The sequence below is a fragment of the Allobosea sp. LC85 genome (assembly GCF_000735605.1).
In the GTDB taxonomy this organism is placed as follows: Bacteria; Pseudomonadota; Alphaproteobacteria; order Rhizobiales; family Beijerinckiaceae; genus Allobosea.
In genome coordinates this window covers 311018-327954 of record NZ_JPKG01000006.1, presented here as the reverse complement: position 1 = coordinate 327954, position 16937 = coordinate 311018, and the positions used below count along the sequence as shown (strand labels likewise).

The window sequence follows — 16937 nt, the reverse complement described above, 5'->3', positions numbered from 1 at the left end:
CCGGCTTCACGCGCTGGACGTTCGTTCGCTGCCGGCAGCGTCACGCCATCGCCTCTTCGAGCATCATCGCTTCCGCCTCCGCCAGGATCTCGTCGGCCGCCTCGCCATGAACCGCCTCGCGCCCGATCTCGAGCATCACCGAAACACTGAGCGGCGAAACATGGTCCAGCGGCTGATGCACGATCCGGCCGCTGATTCGTGTCAGCATTTGAGCGAGCCGCTGGATATCGAGCAAGCCTGTTGCCGCATCGGCCCATGCGGCTTTCAGCAGCACGTGGTCGGGCTCGTGCTGGCGCAGCACATCATAGACGAGGTCGCTCGACATCGTGACCTGCCGGCCGCTCTTCTCCTGGCCGGGGAAGCGCCGTTCGATCAGCCCGCCGATGATGGCGCAAGCGCGAAAGGTTCGCTTCATCAGGGCCGATTCGGCGAGCCATTCCTCGAGATCGTCGCCGAGCATGTCCCGGGCGAACAGTTCGTCGAGCAAGAGCGCCGCACGGGCGACCGCCGCCGACATGTCGCCCAGCGTCCAGACCGCGATACCGTAGTCGTTGCAGACGAAGCCGAGCGGTCTCATGCGGGCCCGTTCCAGTCGCCGCGTCAGCAGCATGCCGAGCGTCTGATGGGCGAGGCGGCCTTCGAACGGGTAGGCGACAAGATAAAACCGCCCACCGCGGGGAAAGGTCTCGACCAGCAATTCGCCGGGTTGGGGCAGGCGCGATTTCAGCCTTTGCGCATGCAGCCAGGAGGAAACCTCGTCCGGCAACCTGTTCCATTCCTTCGGCGAGGCGAGCATGGCGCGCACGCGTGCCGCAAGGAAGGTCGAGAGGGGGAACTTGCCGCCGGCGTAGGACGGGATTTTCGGATCGGTACCCGGATTGGTGCGCGAGCAGACGACCTCGTTCTCGGTGATGCCCTCGAAGCGCAGCACCTCGCCGGCAAAGACAAAGGTGTCGCCGCTCGTCATCGTCTCGGCGAAATACTCCTCGATCTCGCCAAGGATACGGCCGCCGCGGCTCAGCATGCCGGGCTGGCCGGGCCTCGCGCTGCGCAACCGGCCCAGCCGGACCTTGAGCATGGTCGACTCGACGATGGTGCCGACATTCATGCGATATTGCTGGATCACGCGCGGGTTGCTGGCGCGGAAGAGCCCGTCCTTGCCCCGCCGGAGCTTGGCGAAGCGCTCATAGCTGCGCAGAGCATAGCCGCCTGTCGCGACGAAGTTCACCACGGCGTCGAAATCGGCGCGTGCAAGACCGGCATAGGGCGAGGCGGTGCATACCTCCTCGTAGAGCGCGTCCGGAGCAAAACCGTCGGAGCAGGCGACGCCAAGCACGTGCTGAGCCAGCACATCGAGCGCGCCGATGCGGGGTTCAGGCGTGTCCTGGGCCGCTTCAGCGACAGCGTCGAGTGCAGCGCGGCATTCCAGCAGCTCGAAGCGATTGGACGGTACGAGCAGGGCCTGCGACGGCTCATCCATGCGATGGTTCGAGCGGCCGATGCGCTGCATCAGCCGGCTCGCCCCCTTTGGCGCGCCGATATTGATCACCAGGTCGACATCGCCCCAGTCGATGCCGAGATCGAGCGTCGAAGTGCAGACGACGGCTTTCAGCCTGCCTGCGGCCATCGCCGCCTCGACCTTGCGGCGTTGCTGGGCGTCGAGCGAGCCGTGATGCAGCGCGATCGGCAGATTGTCGTCATTGATGTTCCACAGGCCCTGGAACATGAATTCGGCCTGCATGCGCGTATTGACGAAGACCAGAGTCAGGCGGTGATCGCTGATCGCCTTGTAGACGTCGCGAATGGCATGGCCGGTGGTGTGCCCGGCCATCGGCAGGCGGTTGGCGGATCGCAGGATGCCGATCCGCGCGCTTGCTCCGCCCTTGACGGTGACCAGCCCGGCCGATGCCCCGACACCACCGAGATAGCACTGCAGGTCGGCCGGCTCACGCACGGTCGCCGAGAGGCCCACGGCTGAGAGTTGGGGCGCGAGCTTACGCAATCGCGCCAGGCCCAGCGAAAGCAGGTCGCCGCGCTTCGAGGTTACGAGCGCGTGCAACTCGTCGAGCACGACGCGCTTGAGACTGGCGAAGAACGGTTTCGCATCCCGGTGCGAGACCAGGAGGGCGAGCTGTTCCGGCGTGGTCAGCAGGATGTCCGGCGGCCGCGCGATCTGCCGGATGCGCTTGGCGGCGGAGGTGTCGCCCGTACGGGTCTCGACCGTGACCGGCAGTGCCATCTCGCGGATCGGCGTTTCGAGATTGCGGGCGATGTCGACCGCGAGAGCCTTGAGTGGCGAGATGTAGAGGGTGTGCAGGCCGTCATGGTGGCCATTGGCCTCGCTGAGCTCGACCAGCGAGGGCAGGAAGCCCGCAAGCGTCTTGCCGGCGCCGGTCGGCGCAACGAGCAGGGTCGAGCGCCCGGCCCGGGCCTCTTCCAGCAACGCAAGCTGATGCGAGCGTGCGGTCCAGCCGCGATAAGCGAACCAGTCGGCGAATCTCGGCGGGAGGGAGGCGGCGGGGGCATCCATGCCGGATAGAGATAGGCGGTGCGGGGTGAGAGTGAAATCCCGCCCCGTTATCGCAGTGGCATCCCCAAGCGGGGCCTTCTCCTAAACGCGTCCCGCCACCACGACCAGCCCAGGCACCGGCTTCCCGCGGTCCTTCCGCGTGCTGGCCGCTTCCAGCAGGAGCGGCGTCAAACGGGCCTCGGAAAGCTGCCGCCGGAGCCAGTGCTCGCCATGCGCGAAACGGCGATCCTCGCCGACGATCACGTCATCGCCGTCATGACTCTGCACCGTGAAGGCGAGGAGGCCCGTGGGAGTCAGAACCCGGGCACTTTGGGCGAAGGCCGGCGCAAGCTCGCCGAGATAGACGAAGACATCGGCCGCGATGACCAGATCGGCCGACGCGTCGCGGCGGCTCGTGAGGAATTCCGCGAGGCCGGCTACGGCGAGCTTGTCATAGAGCGGGCCTCCGTCATCGCGTGTCTTGGCACGCGCCTTCTCGATCATGCGGGTGGAGAGATCGCAGCCGGCGAGAAACTCGGTTTCAGCTCTGATCGCTTCGCCCATCAACCCGGTGCCGCATCCGAGATCGAGTGTCATGGCGAAGGACATGGCACGGCTCTGCGCTGCACAGGCCCGCGCAAGCGCGTCCTTCAGCAAGGCTGGACCATGATAGGATAGGGATTCGACGAGATGACTATCGAAACGTTCGGCGTATTCGTCGAAAAGACGGCCGGAAAAGGCGTCGGAGGCAGCTGATTCCGCCGGAATCGCGCCGATGCGCGCGAGATCGAGCCTGGCGCCGAGATGATCTGCATCGTCGAGCGCCAGGCATTGCCGCCATGCTTCCGCGGCTTCCTCCTTGCTGCCAAGTTTGGCCTTGGCCTTGCCGTAGAGATGCCAGGCAGCGACGAAACCCGGCGCTTCGCCGAGCGTTTGATCGAGGAGATCGACGGCTGTTGCGGCGTCTCCCTCGGAGAGCGCGGCGGCCGCCCATTCATAGCGGCGGTCGAGTCGGGGATCGCCGGACGACGTCGAGAAAGGAGACTGGATTTTTTCCATGAGCGATCGACTTTATCTCACGCCCATGCACCAGACCAGACAATGCGCCCTTCGGAACTGTTGATCCCGACGCCGGCCGGCCTCTATTGCCCGCTGGCCGACATTCATATCGATCCGGTGCGGCCCGTGGCGCGGGCGCTGATCACCCATGGCCATTCCGACCATGCGAGGGCGGGCCACGGCGCCGTTCTGGCGACGCGCGAGACGCTGGCAATCATGGCCTTGCGCTATGGCGAGGGATTTACGCAGAGCCGGCAGGAGGCGGTGCCAGGCGCGATGACGTCGATCGGCCCGGTCGATTTCCGCTTCGTCCCGGCCGGCCACGTCCTCGGCTCCTCCCAGATCGTGGTCGAGAGCAAGGGGCTGCGCATCGTCGTGTCCGGCGATTACAAGCGCGAGCGCGACCCGACCTGCGCCGGTTTCGAGCCGGTGTCCTGCGATGTCTTCATCACCGAGGCGACCTTCGGCCTGCCGGTGTTTCACCATCCGCCGGCCGATGCCGAGGTGGCCAAGCTTCTGGAATCGGTCAGGCTCTTTCCGGAGCGGACGCATATCGTCGGCGCCTACTCGCTCGGCAAAGCGCAGCGCGTCATGGCCCTGATCCGCGAGGCCGGCTACGAGCGGCCCATCCATATCCATGGCGCACTCGAGACCCTGACCGCGTTCTACGCTTCGCAAGGCGCCCCCGTCGGCGAGACGCGCCTGGTTTCGGCAAGCGATCGGAAGGCGCTGGCCGGAGAGATCGTCATCTGCCCGCCGAGTTCAATCCAGGATCTGTGGGCGCGCAAATTCCCGGACCCCGTGACCGCCTTCGCGTCCGGCTGGATGCGGATCCGGGCGAGAGCCCGGCAGAGGGGCGTCGAACTGCCGCTGATCGTTTCAGATCATGCCGACTGGAGCGATCTCCAGGCGACGATCAGGGAAACCGGCGCCGGCGAAATCTGGGTCACCCATGGCGAGGCCGACGCGTTGGTGCATTGGTGCGGGACAATCGGCCTGAACGCCAAGCCGCTGCATCTTGTCGGCTATGGTGACGAGAGCGATGTGGAAACCACGAGTGAAACGGTCGATGCCGCGCAGCTCTAGCAACGGGGGGCAGCCCTTACTGCGCGGCCTGTGCGGTGTGCGAGCGGCCGGGCAGCGTCATGCCGAGCAGCGAGACGGCCATGTCCCGCGCCAGGCAATCGTAACCTGTGTCGCTCATGTGGAAGCCGTCACTGGAGAGCACTGCGGCAAACGCTTTGGCGTCGCGCCGGTGCCAGTCGAGCATCGTCTTGTAGCGGGAGAGGACGGGGATCGAGCGGCTGCGCGCGGTTTCGGCGATGGCCTCGACAAAGCTGCGATACCGTGCGGGATCTTTCACCGTCGGGAAGTATTGCGGGTCGAGGATCACGAGGCCGGAGCCGGCTTGGCGGACTGCCGCGATACCATCGGAGACCATGGCCTGGAAGGCGGCGAGATCACCACCTTGCACCGCATCATTGGTGCCGACCTGCCAGATGACCAGATCATAGCGCCGCTCGCTCAGGGCCTTCTTCAAGCGCGCGATCGTCTGCGGAGCAGTCTCGCCTCCGATTCCGGCATTGGTGACGTTGATTGCGGCATTGGGCCAGCTTTGACCAAGCAGCTTCTGCAGGCGGGCGGGGTAACTCTTGTCCTTCGAGGACGCGCCGATCCCTTCAGTGGAGGACGAGCCGATGGCCAGGATGTCGAGATTGTGCTCGCGGCTGATCTTGGCTGCGACGGCAGGGAGCGGTATCGCCGCCTGCATCATCGGCGTTTCCAGGCATTCGAAGGACGCGGCCTCAGCGCTGCCGATCTGCAACGTTGCGAATGCCGAGGCCACAATGAGATTCACGGCAAAGAACCGCATCGCGGCGTGCATCCCGACATCCTCATGACTGCTTCCATGGCTGGTAAGGTTTCGTTCATGAATGGAGACTGAACGCCTGTGGATTGTCTGATGAGGGAATGCCGGGACGGGCAGGGCCCCGATACTGCCATGGGCGCTTGCCTGAAACTGCTGCGGGGGAGGGCAGGATGAACCGCTTCGCCTGGTTGCTCGACAGGCTTGCCTATGAACCGCGCCGCAATGCGAAGCTCGCGCTGATTGCGGATTACCTGCGCACCACACCGGATCCTGACCGGGGGCTGGCGCTGGCCGCGATGACCGGCGGATTGGTGTTCCAGAACGCCAAGCCAGGCCTGATCCGGGCGCTGATCGCCGAGCGCACGGACCCGGTGCTGTTCGCGCTGTCCTACGACTATGTCGGCGATCTCTCGGAGACCGTCGCCTTGATGTGGCCGGCCAACCGCGGTGCGAATGCGGCGCCGCACCTGCCCGATGTGGTCTCGGGCCTGCGCAATTCCGGCAAGACGGAGCTGCCCCGCCTCATTGCGTCATGGCTCGATGCGCTTGATGAGACGGGGCGCTGGGCCCTGCTCAAGCTCATCACCGGCGCGCTGCGCATCGGCGTCTCGGCCCGGCTCGCCAAGACGGCAGCGGCGAGCCTCGGCGATGTCGAACCCGACGATATCGAGCAGGTCTGGCATGGGCTGGAGCCGCCCTATGAGCCACTCTTCGCCTGGCTGGAAGGCAGGGGGCCCCGGCCGGCCGCGACGGACCCCGCACCCTTCCGCCCCGTGATGCTCTCGCACCCGATCGAGGACGGCGATTTCGACAAGCTCGTCCCCGCGGAATTCCAGGCCGAGTGGAAATGGGACGGAATCCGCGTCCAGGCCGTCAGCGGAACGCGTACTGATGGTTCTCGCATCACCCGGCTCTATTCGCGCACGGGGGAGGATATCGGCGCCTCCTTCCCGGATATCACGGAGGCGCTCGTTCTCGATGGTGCGCTCGACGGGGAATTGCTGGTACGCCGCGAGAATGCCGTCCAGAGCTTCAACACGCTCCAGCAGCGGCTGAACCGCAAGAGCATCACCGAAAAGAGGCTGGCGGAGTATCCGGCTCATATCCGGGCCTACGATCTTCTCGTCGATGGCGAGGAGGACATTCGCAACTTGCCGCTCGCCGAACGTCGCAAGCGGCTGGTGGCTTTCGTCGCGCGGCTGGCCTCTTCCGTGGTGGATCTGTCACCGCCGATCGCCTTCAACGATTGGGAGCAATTGGCGGCCGCCCGCGCCGATCCTGAGACCTTTGGAGCCGGGGTCGATGCCGAGGCGGTCGAGGGCTGCATGATCAAGCGTCTCGATTCGCCTTATTTGCCCGGCCGGCCGAAGGGGTATTGGTACAAATGGAAGCGGGAGGCGCGGCTCGCCGACTGCGTGCTGATGTATGCCCAGCGTGGTCACGGCAAGCGCTCGTCCTTCTATTCGGATTTCACCTTCGGTGTCTGGCGGACGACGGATGAAGGCGAGGAGCTGGTGCCGGTCGGCAAGGCCTATTTCGGCTTTACCGACGAGGAGTTGCTGGAACTCGACCGCTTCGTACGCCGCAACACGCTGAACCGCTTCGGCCCGGTCCGAGAGGTCACGCATGAGGCTGACAAGGGGCTCGTACTGGAGGTCGCCTTCGAGGGGCTGCAGCGTTCGACCCGGCACAAATCCGGCCTCGCCATGCGCTTTCCCCGGATCAGCCGCATTCGCTGGGACAAGCCGCCGCGTGAGGCGGACCATATCGAGGCGCTCGAGAAGCTCTTGCCCGCGCAGGGCTGATACGTCGGTCCGAAGTCTGTCGGTCCGGAGCCCAAAGGCGAATATGCCGTTGCGTTGCCGCAGACGCCGTTCTGGTTCACAGGCTGTCGTGCCGGTTTGCAGTGCTCATACCGTCTTATCGGCTTGAAATGCTTGAGCCTGCGCCCGCCTATGGGGCAGAATGGTCAGGGCTGTGGAGGGGATGACAGCATGAACCGGCAAACACCGACGCATATCGTCATCGCAGATGACCACCCGCTCTTTCGCGGCGCCCTGCGTCAGGCCGTGTCGCATGCGCTGGAAGGGGCGGAAGTGAGCGAGGTTGGCTCGCTCGAGGCATTGACGAAGGCGCTGGCCGAGGATGGAGATGCCGATCTCGTCATGCTCGATCTGACCATGCCGGGCGTCCAGGGTTTTTCCGGCCTCCTGTTCCTGCGGGCCGACCATCCGGAGATTCCGGTCATTGTCGTCTCGGCCAATGACGACCCGGCCGTGATCCGCCGCTGCATCGAGTTCGGAGCGCTTGGCTTCCTGCCGAAGACGGCCGAGGTCGAGCAGATGGGCGAGGCCATTCGTGCGGTGCTCGATGGCAGCGTCTGGACACCGCCGGGCGTCGATCTTTCGGCGCCGGTCGATGCCGAGATCGCCGACATGGTGCGCCGGTTGTCGACGCTGACGCCGCAGCAGGTCCGTGTCCTGATGATGCTGTCGGAGGGGCTCTTGAACAAGCAGATCGCCTATGAACTCGGCGTTTCCGAGGCGACGGTGAAGGCCCATGTTTCGGCGATCCTGACCAAGCTCAATGTCGACAGCCGCACACAGGCCGTGATAGCCGCCTCGAAGATCGCAGGAACGGCATGGGCGACGGCGGGGGCTTCGGCGACGATCTGAAGGTTCAGGCGATGCGATTGTTCGCCATTCAGGCGCGGTTCAACCGATTTGTGGCCCGTCTCGTCTATCGATAGGAATTTTGGCAATGGCCAACGGCAATCTCGATCGCTTCCTGGGCGGGTCGCTTCTCAGCGTTCTGGTCCGGCTGATCTTCATTTCACTGCTGGTCGGCGCTGCCATGGCCTTTCTTGGCCTGACGCCGCGCGGACTTTTCGACGCCGTGGCGCGCTTCCTGCGTTCGCTTGGCGATCTCGGCTTTGGCGCCGTGCGCGAAGTCGGCCAATGGGTGCTCGCAGGAGCGCTGGTCGTGATCCCGATCTGGCTGCTGTCCCGCCTGTTCGCCTCGCGGCGCTAGAGCATGCTGCGAAAAAGTGGCACCGGTTTTTCGCATCAAGCATGCTCTAAACTATGAGAGTAGATCACACTGCGTTTGGACGATTTCGTCCAAACGCAGTGTGATCTAACCCTTTGTGTTTGCATCGGCTTTCCCGAAAACCGCAATCCACTTTTCGGGCCGATGCTTTAGTCACCGGCGGCATGGTCCAGGCTCCGGCGACATTGGTCTCAGGAGCGTTTGATGGCCGACATCGTACCTGCGCGCCTGAATTGGGCTTTGAGCCTGATGCGGATTGCGCCGAGCGCACAGGTGCTTGAGATTGGCTGCGGTCGCGGGCACTCGATTGGCCTCGTTGAGGCCCTGCTGACCACCGGTGCGCTGACTGCGATCGACCGCTCGCCGGGCATGATCGCTGCCGCGCGAGCGAGGCATGGAGTCGGCGTCGCAACGGGAAAAGTCAGACTGATGACCGGCGAACTGGCCGAGCTCGCGTTGCCGGCCCGGCATTTTCAGCGAGCCTTCGCGATCAATGTGAACCTGTTCTGGATCGATGCCTCGCGAGAGCTACCCCGCCTGGCCAGTGCCCTGGCGCAAGACGGTATCGTCTCCCTCTTCTTTGAACTGCCGATCGGCGCCAGCACGGCACGGGTCGAAGCAGGTGTTCGGCGCCAGTTCGAGCAAGGCGGCTTTGCCGTGACCCAGGTGGACCGGGGTGAGCTGGCATCCAGGCCGCTATTGCACCTCAGCGCCCGCGCCGCCGGCTGAGGCGCTGGCCGCGCCTCAGAATCCCTCTCCCCGCGCGAGCGCCTCGGCATCGCGGCCGACAAGGTCCGCAATCCGGCTCGCGCCGGCACGGCGGGCTTCCCGCACGAGCCCTGTCTTGACCTCGCTCACGAGGGCGGGGCCCTTGAAGACCATCGCCGAATAGAACTGCACCAGGCTGGCGCCGGCCCTGATCTTGGCAAAGGCGGCCGAGGCGGAGTCGACGCCGCCGACGCCGACCAGCGGGAACTGTGCCTCGACGCGCCGATAGGTCTCGGCCAGGATTCGGGTCGAGGACGCAAACAGCGGCCGGCCCGAGAGGCCGCCGCTTTCCCTGCGAGAGGCTCCCCGCAGGCTATCCGGCCGTGCCACAGTGGTGTTGGAGACAACCATGCCGTCGATGGCGCGCTTGCGGGCAACCGCCACCATGCCATCGAGCTCGGCCAGGGTCAGGTCGGGTGCGATCTTGAGCAGAACGGGCGTGCGGTGTCCGGTGGCCTGTCCGGCCTCGTCGCGGGCGGCGAGCGCCCGCGCGATCAGATCATCCAGCGCCGATTCCGCCTGCAGATCCCGCAGACCCGGGGTGTTGGGCGAGGAGACGTTGACGGTCAGGAAATCGGCAAGTGGCGCGAGCCGCCTGGCCAGGATGGCGTAGTCGGCGGCGCGGTCGGAGGAGTCCTTGTTGGCACCGAGATTGACGCCAACGATGCCGCCGCGCTTTCGGCGCGCCGCGAGCCGGGCCGCGACAGCGTCCATGCCCTCGCTGTTCAGCCCGTATCGGTTGATGACGGCTTCGTCTTCGGGCAACCGGAAAACGCGCGGGCGCGGATTGCCGGGCTGCGGCAGCGGCGTCACGCCTCCGACCTCGACAAAGCCAAAGCCGAGGCCCAGGGCGCCATCGACCGCTTCCGCATGTTTGTCGAACCCGGCCGCCAGACCGACCGGGTTCGGAAAGGCGAGCCCGAAGGCCTCGGTCGCCAGGATCGGATCGTCGGCAGCCGGCTTCAACGCCGGTGCGGCGGCCAGTGCGGCGACCGTCAGGCGATGTGCCATCTCGGCATCCAACCTGTGGATCAGGGGGCGGGCGAGAGAGAAGAGGCTACCGATCACGAAATATCCTCCGGAATGACGTGGCTGCCGTTCGTCCCGGTGGTGAGCGGCGCAATCCAGCGCACGGTTTTGGGGTCGAGGGCCGAGTAGAGATGCGGGAAGAGCGCGCCGCCGCGTGAGGGTTCGTAGCGCAGTGCCGACCCGAGTATCGTATCATCCACCGCGATCAGCACGAGGCCGCTCTGACCGGCGAAATGCTTCGCTGCCGTCTCGCGAAGCTGCCCGCCGGTGGAGAAATGGATGTAGCCGTCGGCGAGATCGATGGCAGCACCGTTGAATGACCCGGCGAGCTCAGCGTCACACCACAGCTGTTCGGGGCAGATCTTGTAGATGAGAGGCACGGGACGTCTCGTTGGTTCGGCGTTGTACACGCCATAGCTGGTGCAGCCGGCTCCGGGCAAATGATCTCGGGCCCTGTCATGGAAATCAGATTGAGGTCTCAGCATGTAGGGCATATTTCCTATCCTCACCCTGTTCGCCTGGCACATCAGGATCCGAAGGCTGCCCGATGCGCTACGGCTTCACGCCGTCGGGACTTGCGCGCAGCGCCGGGCTCGACGCCACGACCTTCAACCGGTCCAAGCGCATCGGCCCGGATGGACGAGAGCGCTGGCCCTCGACCGAGTCGATCGCCATCCTGGGGGCTACTGGCGCTTCGCTCGACGAGTTCATGAGCGTGGTGATGCACCGCGGCGCCGCGCCGGCGCGCACCATCCCGCTGCTCGGCTTCGCGCAGGCAGGGTTGGGCGGATTCTTCGAAGGCAGCGGCCTGCCCGCGGGCTCCGGCTGGGAGGAGGTTGCCTCCCCGGCCTGTCCGACGAGAAGGCCTATGCGCTTGAGATTGCAGGCGACTCGATGCTGTCGCTCTACCGTGATGGCGACATCATCATCGTTGCTCCCGCGGCCGCTGTGAGGCGTGGCGACCGGGTCGTGGTCATGACGACTGAAGGCGAGGTGCTGGCGAAGCAGCTCAAGCGCGAGACCGCCAAGACCGTCGAACTCGCCTCGCTCAATCCCGGGCATCCCGACCGGGTGCTCGCATTATCCGAGATCACCTTCATGGCGCGGGAGATCTGGCGAGCCAGTAGCGCCATCAATTCCCCCCTCTGATCGGCAGCGCCACCCTGAAGACGGCCCCGACCCTCGAGGGTTCGAGCGCGATCGAGCCGCCATGGAGGCGGACGAGTTCCGCCGCGATGGCCAGACCCAGTCCCGTGCCGCCGGGATTGACCGAGCCGCGAAAGGCCTGGAACAGATTTGCCTTCGCCCGTTCCGGGACACCGGGGCCATTGTCGCCGACGCGCAGAACGACCTCATGATGCTCGCGCGCCGCACTGATCGTCAGTGTCGGCTGGCGGCCGGGTTCGGCACCCGCACGGGTCAGCGCCTCGACGGCATTGCGCATGAGATTGAGCAGCACGCGCGCCATCTGGTCGGGGTCGCAAGGCAGGATGAGTTCCGCCGGAACCTCGTTGGCGAAGCTCACGCTGGGGCTTTCCGCGAGGCCGAGCAGTTCGCCCGCATCGGTCACAAGCTGCCGAAGCGCGACCTCGCGGAGCGTAGGCGTCGCTTCGGCCGCGCGGCCATAGGCCAGTGTCGCCTGGCAGAAGGCGATGGCGCGGTCGAGCGTTGCGATCAGGCGCGGCGCGAAGCGCCGGATCTTCGGGTCACGCGTCTCTGTCAGCCGGTCCGACATCAACTGGGCCGCGGCCAGCATGTTGCGCAGGTCGTGGTTGACCTTGCTGACCGCCAGGCCGAGTTCGGCGAGGTGCTTCTTGGTGCGCAGCTCATCCGCCAGCGTCATCTGCATGCGTGCGAGCGCCCGTTCGGCCTCGCCGATCTCGTCCGCGCGCTGGCTCGGCGTGATGATCCGGTGCGGGTTCTCCGGGTCGGCCTCGAACTCCATGACATTGGCCGCGACCTGGCGGATCGGGCCGACGATGAGCCAGTTCAGGGCAAGATAGACCAACCCCGCCGTCAGCCCCGAGATCAGCAGCGACAGCAGCAGGATATTGCCCGAGAACACCAGCATCGCACGGCGCAGCGGCGCCTCGTCGATGATCAGTTCGACGAAGTCGGCACCGCCCACCGCCTCTCCGATGACCCGGATCGGCGTGTCATGGGCGGGCGAAATCAGCGTGTCGAGAGACTCGGTGATGGAGGTGAGCCAGCCCATTTGCCGCAGATCAACGGTCCGCGCGACCTCGGGCGGCATGGAGTCGAGGCTGAGCAGGCGTCGCGCACCGCCGACGCGGGCGGCGATGGCGCGTGCGCCGACGCCCATCAGAAGGCGGCTCTCGCTGCCTTCCGGCAGGCCCTCCGGCGGTGCGCCTTCGAGAACCAGCACGGCGATCTGTGCCGCTGCGAGGCGGTCATTCAGCCAGTTGCGTCGGAAATTCGCGACGGAGGGCAAGTAGATCAGCACTTCCGCCAGCATCACGAACAGGACCGTCAGCAGCAGCAGCTTTGCCGAAAGGCCAAGCCGCGTCAGGCTGCGCGGTACGCTGACGGAAAGCGACTGCTTGTCGAGGCGTGGCGACTGCATGCGGTGAGCTTATCCGAAGCGGCGCAGGAAGCCGACAAGCCGGCGAATGCCCGGCCGGGACGCGAGTGGAGAGTAGACGGAGAGGGCAGCCCGTTTCGAGATTTCCGACAGGCTTGAGGAGGGGAGGACCAGCCCGGCGATATCCTTGACGTTCAGCCCCTTCTCGATCGCCAGGCACCAGGGCGCGATCAGCTCGGCGGCCTTGGTTCCGATGATGGTGGTGCCAAGAACGCGGCCCTTGCCGTCGGTGATGAGTTTGACGAAGCCTTCCGTCTGCCGTTCGGCCTGCGCCTTGTCGCTTTCGGCGTAGGGCCAGCGCAGGATTCGGATGTCCCGTGCTGCCTTGCGGGCCTGTTCCTCTGACAGGCCGATGCTGGCAAGCTCAGGATCGCAAGAGGTCACTCTTGGCAGCGCCGCCGCGTTCGCGTTCACAGGCAGGCGGAACAGGATATTGCGTAGAACCAGGCTGGCCTGGTGGTTGGCTGCATGACCAAGGTGAGAGCTGTGCGGGACTTCGCTGGCGCAGCCGCCGATGGCGAAGACACGCCGGTTGGCCGTCCGTAGGCCCTTGTCGACGATAATGCCCTTGGCATCGCTGGCGATGCCCGCAAGCTCGAGATCGAGCGCCGCGATCTTTGGCTGCCGCTCGCCCGTGACCAGCAGGTGCGTGCCATCCAGGGCCAGCTCGGCTTCGCCCTTTGTCCCCGCCAGAACGAAGCGCACGCGATTTCGTGGGGTTTCGACACGCAGGATTTTGGCTCGTTCATGCAGCGCGATCCCGTCGCGCAACAGAGCGCGGCGGATCAGCAGCGCAGCCTCCGGGTCCTCGTCGGGAAGCAGGTCCTCGGCTCCAACGATCGTGACGCTGCTGCCGAGGCGGCGCATGGCCTGCGCGAGTTCAACCCCTTCCGAGCCGCACCCGAGCACGATCAGACGCTCGGGGCGGCGGTTCAGCGTGAGGAGCGTTTCGCTGGTCAGGAAAGGGGCCTTGTCCATTCCAGGAATGGGCGGAGTTGCCGGGCGCGAGCCTGTTGCGATGACGAAACGCCTTGCCTTGATCTCCCGATCGCCGACCTGCACGGTGTTGCGGTCGCGAAACCGTGCCTCGCCCTTGATCACGTTGACGCCCAATGCCGCCAGGCGCTCGACCGTTTCGTTGGGAGCCAGCGCCGCGACGACACCGGCGATGTGCGCCTGCACCTTGGCGAAATCCACCTCGGGTTCACCGGCTGCGATGCCGAAAAGGCCAGCATGCTGGAGCAATCTCGCCCGTGCACTGGCGGCGATCAGGGCCCTTGAGATGACGGCGTCCTTGCCGCCTCCGAGGCGGTCGCGCTCTGCCAGCACGACCGATCCGCCAAACAGCGCCGCCGCTGTTGCCAGAGAAAGTCCGGCCGCGCCGCCTCCGATAACGCAGATGTCGGGGGTCAGCGGCGTCGTATTGAATGCCGTTGCCGGACTGCCGGTCACATCGCCTCTCCCTGATCTGGCTTCCGATACCTGCTGATGCGTTGTCAGGATGCCGGAATCAAGGCCATGCAAGTCGGAAGCACTGGAACAGCGTGCGGTTGGACACCCACTATTGCGTTGAAATCGCTCCCGCATGAGCGCGGCGTTGCAGGGACATCACTTAAAGCATCGGACCGAAAGTGGAATCGGTTTTCGGAAAAATCCGATGCTCAAACAAAGAGTTGGATCGCTGCTCCTGCGTCCGAATGGACGCACGGCGATCTAGGCGACGTGGCGTCCCCTGTCAGACGAGAAGGCGGATACCGGCTCCGGCCTGCCGAAGAGATAGCCCTGCGCCCGGTGAGCGCCGAGCAGTTGCACCGCGATACGCTGCTGCTCGGTCTCGATGCCCTCCACGACGACATTCATCGAAAGGCGTCGGGCGAGCTGGCAAACGGCCTCGATGATGGCTTTCGACGCCTCATTGGCATGCACGTCGCGGCTGAAGCTCTGGTCGATCTTCACCTGGGCAAAGGGGTAGGTCGAGAGATAGGCAAGCGACGAATAGCCGGTGCCGAAATCATCGAGTGCGAACTTGACGCCAAGCGCGCGCAACTCGTGAATGGCGGCGAGCGTGCCCTTGTTATCCTCGATCAGCAGGGATTCAGTCACCTCGAGCGTCAGGCGATGGGAGCTGAGCCCGGAAGCGATGAGCGCCTCCTTGACGGTCTCTACGATCCGGCGGGGTTCGCGGAACTGCAGCGGGGAGATGTTGACGGAAACGCCGATCTCCTTCGGCCAGGCTGCCGCGTCTTTGCAGGCCTGCCTGATGGCCCAGTCGCCCATGGCGGCGATCAGGCCGGAGCTTTCGGCGATCGGGATGAAGATTCCGGGCGGGATCATTCCGCGGGTCGGGTGCCGCCAGCGCATCAACGCCTCGCGGTTGACGACATCCTGTGTCTTCAGATCGATGATGGCCTGATAGTACAGCTCAAGCGTCTTGTTCTCGCAGGCCCTGCGCAGATCCACCTCGATCTCGTGCCGATCGAGCATCTCCTCGGCCATTGCCGGATTGAAGAAGGTCAGCGTGTTGCGGCCTGCCGCCTTGGCTTTGTAAAGGGCGGTGTCAGCGTGGCGAAGCAGATCGGCCGGTGTCGCAGCGTCGAGCGGCGCCATCGCGATACCGACGCTGGCGGTCACATAGACGGTCTTGGTTTCGAGCAGGAAGGCCTTGGCCATCGCGTCGATCATGCGCTGGGCGATCGTGGTGACGATGGCGAGATTGGCCGAGGGCAAGATCAGAACGAACTCGTCACCACCGAAGCGGGCCAGCAGGTCGCCACCGCGAATGACGCCGCGAAGGCGCGTCGCCGTTTCGGAGAGGACGCGATCACCGATGTCGTGGCCAAGGCTGTCATTGACCTGCTTGAAGCCGTCGAGATCGACATAGAGCAGCGCGAAGGCTTCGCCGGTCCGCTCCAGCTTGCGGAAGGACTCGGACAGCTGGTTGTTGAATTCGAAGCGGTTGGCGAGGCCGGTCAGCTCGTCGAAGCGAGCCATCCGCTCGATGCGTGCTTCCGTCGCCTTCCTTTCGGTCGCATCCTCGGTCAGCATCAGCACGCCGCCCTCGGCTGCAGGTGCGATGGTGACGACCAGCAGCCGCCCGCCGCGGGTCTGCAATTCGCGAGTGACCGCCTGTTGCGACTGCTGGACCTCGCCAAGCGCGCTTCTGATGTCGCGAACCTGGTCGGCGCTGATGACCTGACGCTCGATCAGAAAGCGGGCGATCGCCGTCAGAGGCGTGCCGGGGAGGGCAAGTGTCTCGGGTATCCCGAAGAGCGTGCGGTGCGGTGCGTTGCAGATCGCCAGCTTCAGGCTGCGATCATACATGGCGAGGCCATGGATCATCGTGTTGAGGGCGGCATCGAGCGTCAGGTTCTGCGAGTGCAGCGCCGATGCCAACCCTCGTGACTGCTTGGTCGCCTCGCTGAGCGCGAGGAGATTCCGGTGCAGCGAATTGGTGATGGCGATGTTGGCCGCCACGTACAGGAACGCGAAATAGCCGATATAGTGATAGTAATCGTTGGAGGCCTGGACGAGGCCGACGGCCATAGGCACGCAAAAGGTCAGGAGCTGTACGGCGACGAATTTCGGCCGGCCGGCGTTTCGCGAGACATAGCCGGAGGCCAGCGCGATGGTTGAGGCGACCGAGGTGATATGGGCGGCTGCGTCTTCGGTCTGCGTCAGTGCGATGTAGCAGCTGTAGCCAAGGACCGCGCTGAAAACCGTTGCACCGAGGAAGTATTCCCGGTCCCAGCGCCGTGTCTCGGCAACACTGTCATCCGAATGATCGCGCCTGCGATAGCGGATGACGGTCATGATCCGGAGCGCGACGACCAGAGTTACCAGCGCGGTCAGGGTCATGAAAATGCTGGCACCCGTCGAGAGCCAGCACAGATAGGGGGTCAGGATACCAGCAATGCCACCCGGAATGATCGAGCCGGGCGAGGAAAACAGCGAGCTGACCAGCAGACGATAGTCCGGCAGGTCGAAATCCTCGCGGACATCGCCCGATCTGTCGCTGGGAAGCCCTTTGAAAACACCCGCCATCCAGTCCCGCC

The 16937-nt window shown here is 65.2% G+C and carries 13 protein-coding genes and 1 pseudogene; 6 read left to right on the top strand and 8 right to left on the bottom strand.

Translation table 11 applies throughout. The features are described 5' to 3' along the window. Positions 1–40 precede the first annotated feature (40 nt). Positions 41–2530 carry a ligase-associated DNA damage response DEXH box helicase gene (locus tag FG93_RS02545; RefSeq protein ID WP_043231376.1) on the bottom strand — a complete coding sequence of 830 codons (2490 nt, stop codon included), beginning with the start codon at positions 2528–2530 and terminating at the stop codon, positions 41–43. Positions 2531–2611: 81 nt separating this feature from the next. Further along, positions 2612–3568 carry a class I SAM-dependent methyltransferase gene (locus tag FG93_RS02540; protein ID WP_043231374.1) on the bottom strand — a complete coding sequence of 319 codons (957 nt, stop codon included), beginning with the start codon at positions 3566–3568 and terminating at the stop codon, positions 2612–2614. A gap of 42 nt (positions 3569–3610) precedes the next feature. Between FG93_RS02540 and FG93_RS02535 the strand changes: the two genes are divergently transcribed. Further along, complete coding sequence (locus tag FG93_RS02535; RefSeq protein WP_043231372.1) at positions 3611–4654, top strand: ligase-associated DNA damage response exonuclease; 1044 nt, start codon at positions 3611–3613, stop codon at positions 4652–4654. 16 nt (positions 4655–4670) lie between these two features. Here the strand turns inward: FG93_RS02535 and FG93_RS02530 are convergent, their stop codons facing one another. Next, a complete protein-coding gene (locus FG93_RS02530; RefSeq protein WP_052513267.1) occupies positions 4671–5453 on the bottom strand; it encodes an SGNH/GDSL hydrolase family protein in 783 nt (260 codons plus the stop codon). A gap of 155 nt (positions 5454–5608) precedes the next feature. Between FG93_RS02530 and FG93_RS02525 the strand changes: the two genes are divergently transcribed. The 4 genes from FG93_RS02525 to FG93_RS02510 all read left to right on the top strand — a co-directional run bounded on the left by FG93_RS02525 (position 5609) and on the right by FG93_RS02510 (position 9215). Beyond that, positions 5609–7243 (top strand): cisplatin damage response ATP-dependent DNA ligase, encoded by a 1635-nt coding sequence (locus tag FG93_RS02525; RefSeq protein WP_043231370.1) that lies wholly within the window; start codon positions 5609–5611, stop codon positions 7241–7243. 189 nt (positions 7244–7432) lie between these two features. After that, a complete protein-coding gene (locus FG93_RS02520) occupies positions 7433–8113 on the top strand; it encodes a response regulator transcription factor (RefSeq protein WP_043231368.1) in 681 nt (226 codons plus the stop codon). Between the two features lie 85 nt (positions 8114–8198). Beyond that, positions 8199–8468 carry a DUF6460 domain-containing protein gene (locus FG93_RS02515; RefSeq protein WP_043231366.1) on the top strand — a complete coding sequence of 90 codons (270 nt, stop codon included), beginning with the start codon at positions 8199–8201 and terminating at the stop codon, positions 8466–8468. 222 nt (positions 8469–8690) lie between these two features. Next, positions 8691–9215, top strand: a complete 525-nt coding sequence (locus FG93_RS02510) for a trans-aconitate 2-methyltransferase (RefSeq protein WP_043231364.1) — start codon at positions 8691–8693, stop codon at positions 9213–9215. Positions 9216–9230: 15 nt separating this feature from the next. Here the strand turns inward: FG93_RS02510 and FG93_RS02505 are convergent, their stop codons facing one another. Further along, complete coding sequence (locus tag FG93_RS02505; RefSeq protein ID WP_043231362.1) at positions 9231–10322, bottom strand: quinone-dependent dihydroorotate dehydrogenase; 1092 nt, start codon at positions 10320–10322, stop codon at positions 9231–9233. Beyond that, positions 10319–10663: a DUF952 domain-containing protein gene (locus tag FG93_RS02500; RefSeq protein WP_043231852.1), complete on the bottom strand. Its 345-nt coding sequence runs from the start codon at positions 10661–10663 to the stop codon at positions 10319–10321. Before FG93_RS02500 ends, FG93_RS02505 begins: the two co-directional genes overlap by 4 nt. 167 nt (positions 10664–10830) lie before the next feature. Between FG93_RS02500 and FG93_RS02495 the strand changes: the two are divergent. Next, positions 10831–11432 (top strand): annotated as a pseudogene (locus tag FG93_RS02495) (helix-turn-helix transcriptional regulator). On the opposite strand, the gene FG93_RS02490 reads toward FG93_RS02495, so the two are convergent. The 3 genes from FG93_RS02490 to FG93_RS02480 form a co-directional block, all read right to left on the bottom strand. Next, a complete protein-coding gene (locus FG93_RS02490; RefSeq protein WP_052513265.1) occupies positions 11416–12867 on the bottom strand; it encodes a HAMP domain-containing sensor histidine kinase in 1452 nt (483 codons plus the stop codon). The pseudogene FG93_RS02495 and the gene FG93_RS02490 sit on opposite strands and share 17 nt — an antisense overlap. 9 nt (positions 12868–12876) lie before the next feature. Further along, positions 12877–14337 (bottom strand): NAD(P)/FAD-dependent oxidoreductase, encoded by a 1461-nt coding sequence (locus FG93_RS02485; RefSeq protein WP_052513263.1) that lies wholly within the window; start codon positions 14335–14337, stop codon positions 12877–12879. A 261-nt stretch (positions 14338–14598) separates the two neighbouring features. Further along, the gene (locus tag FG93_RS02480) at positions 14599–16926 is read right to left on the bottom strand and encodes a bifunctional diguanylate cyclase/phosphodiesterase (protein WP_052513261.1); all 2328 of its coding nucleotides are present in this window, start codon (positions 16924–16926) and stop codon (positions 14599–14601) included. Positions 16927–16937 lie beyond the last annotated feature (11 nt).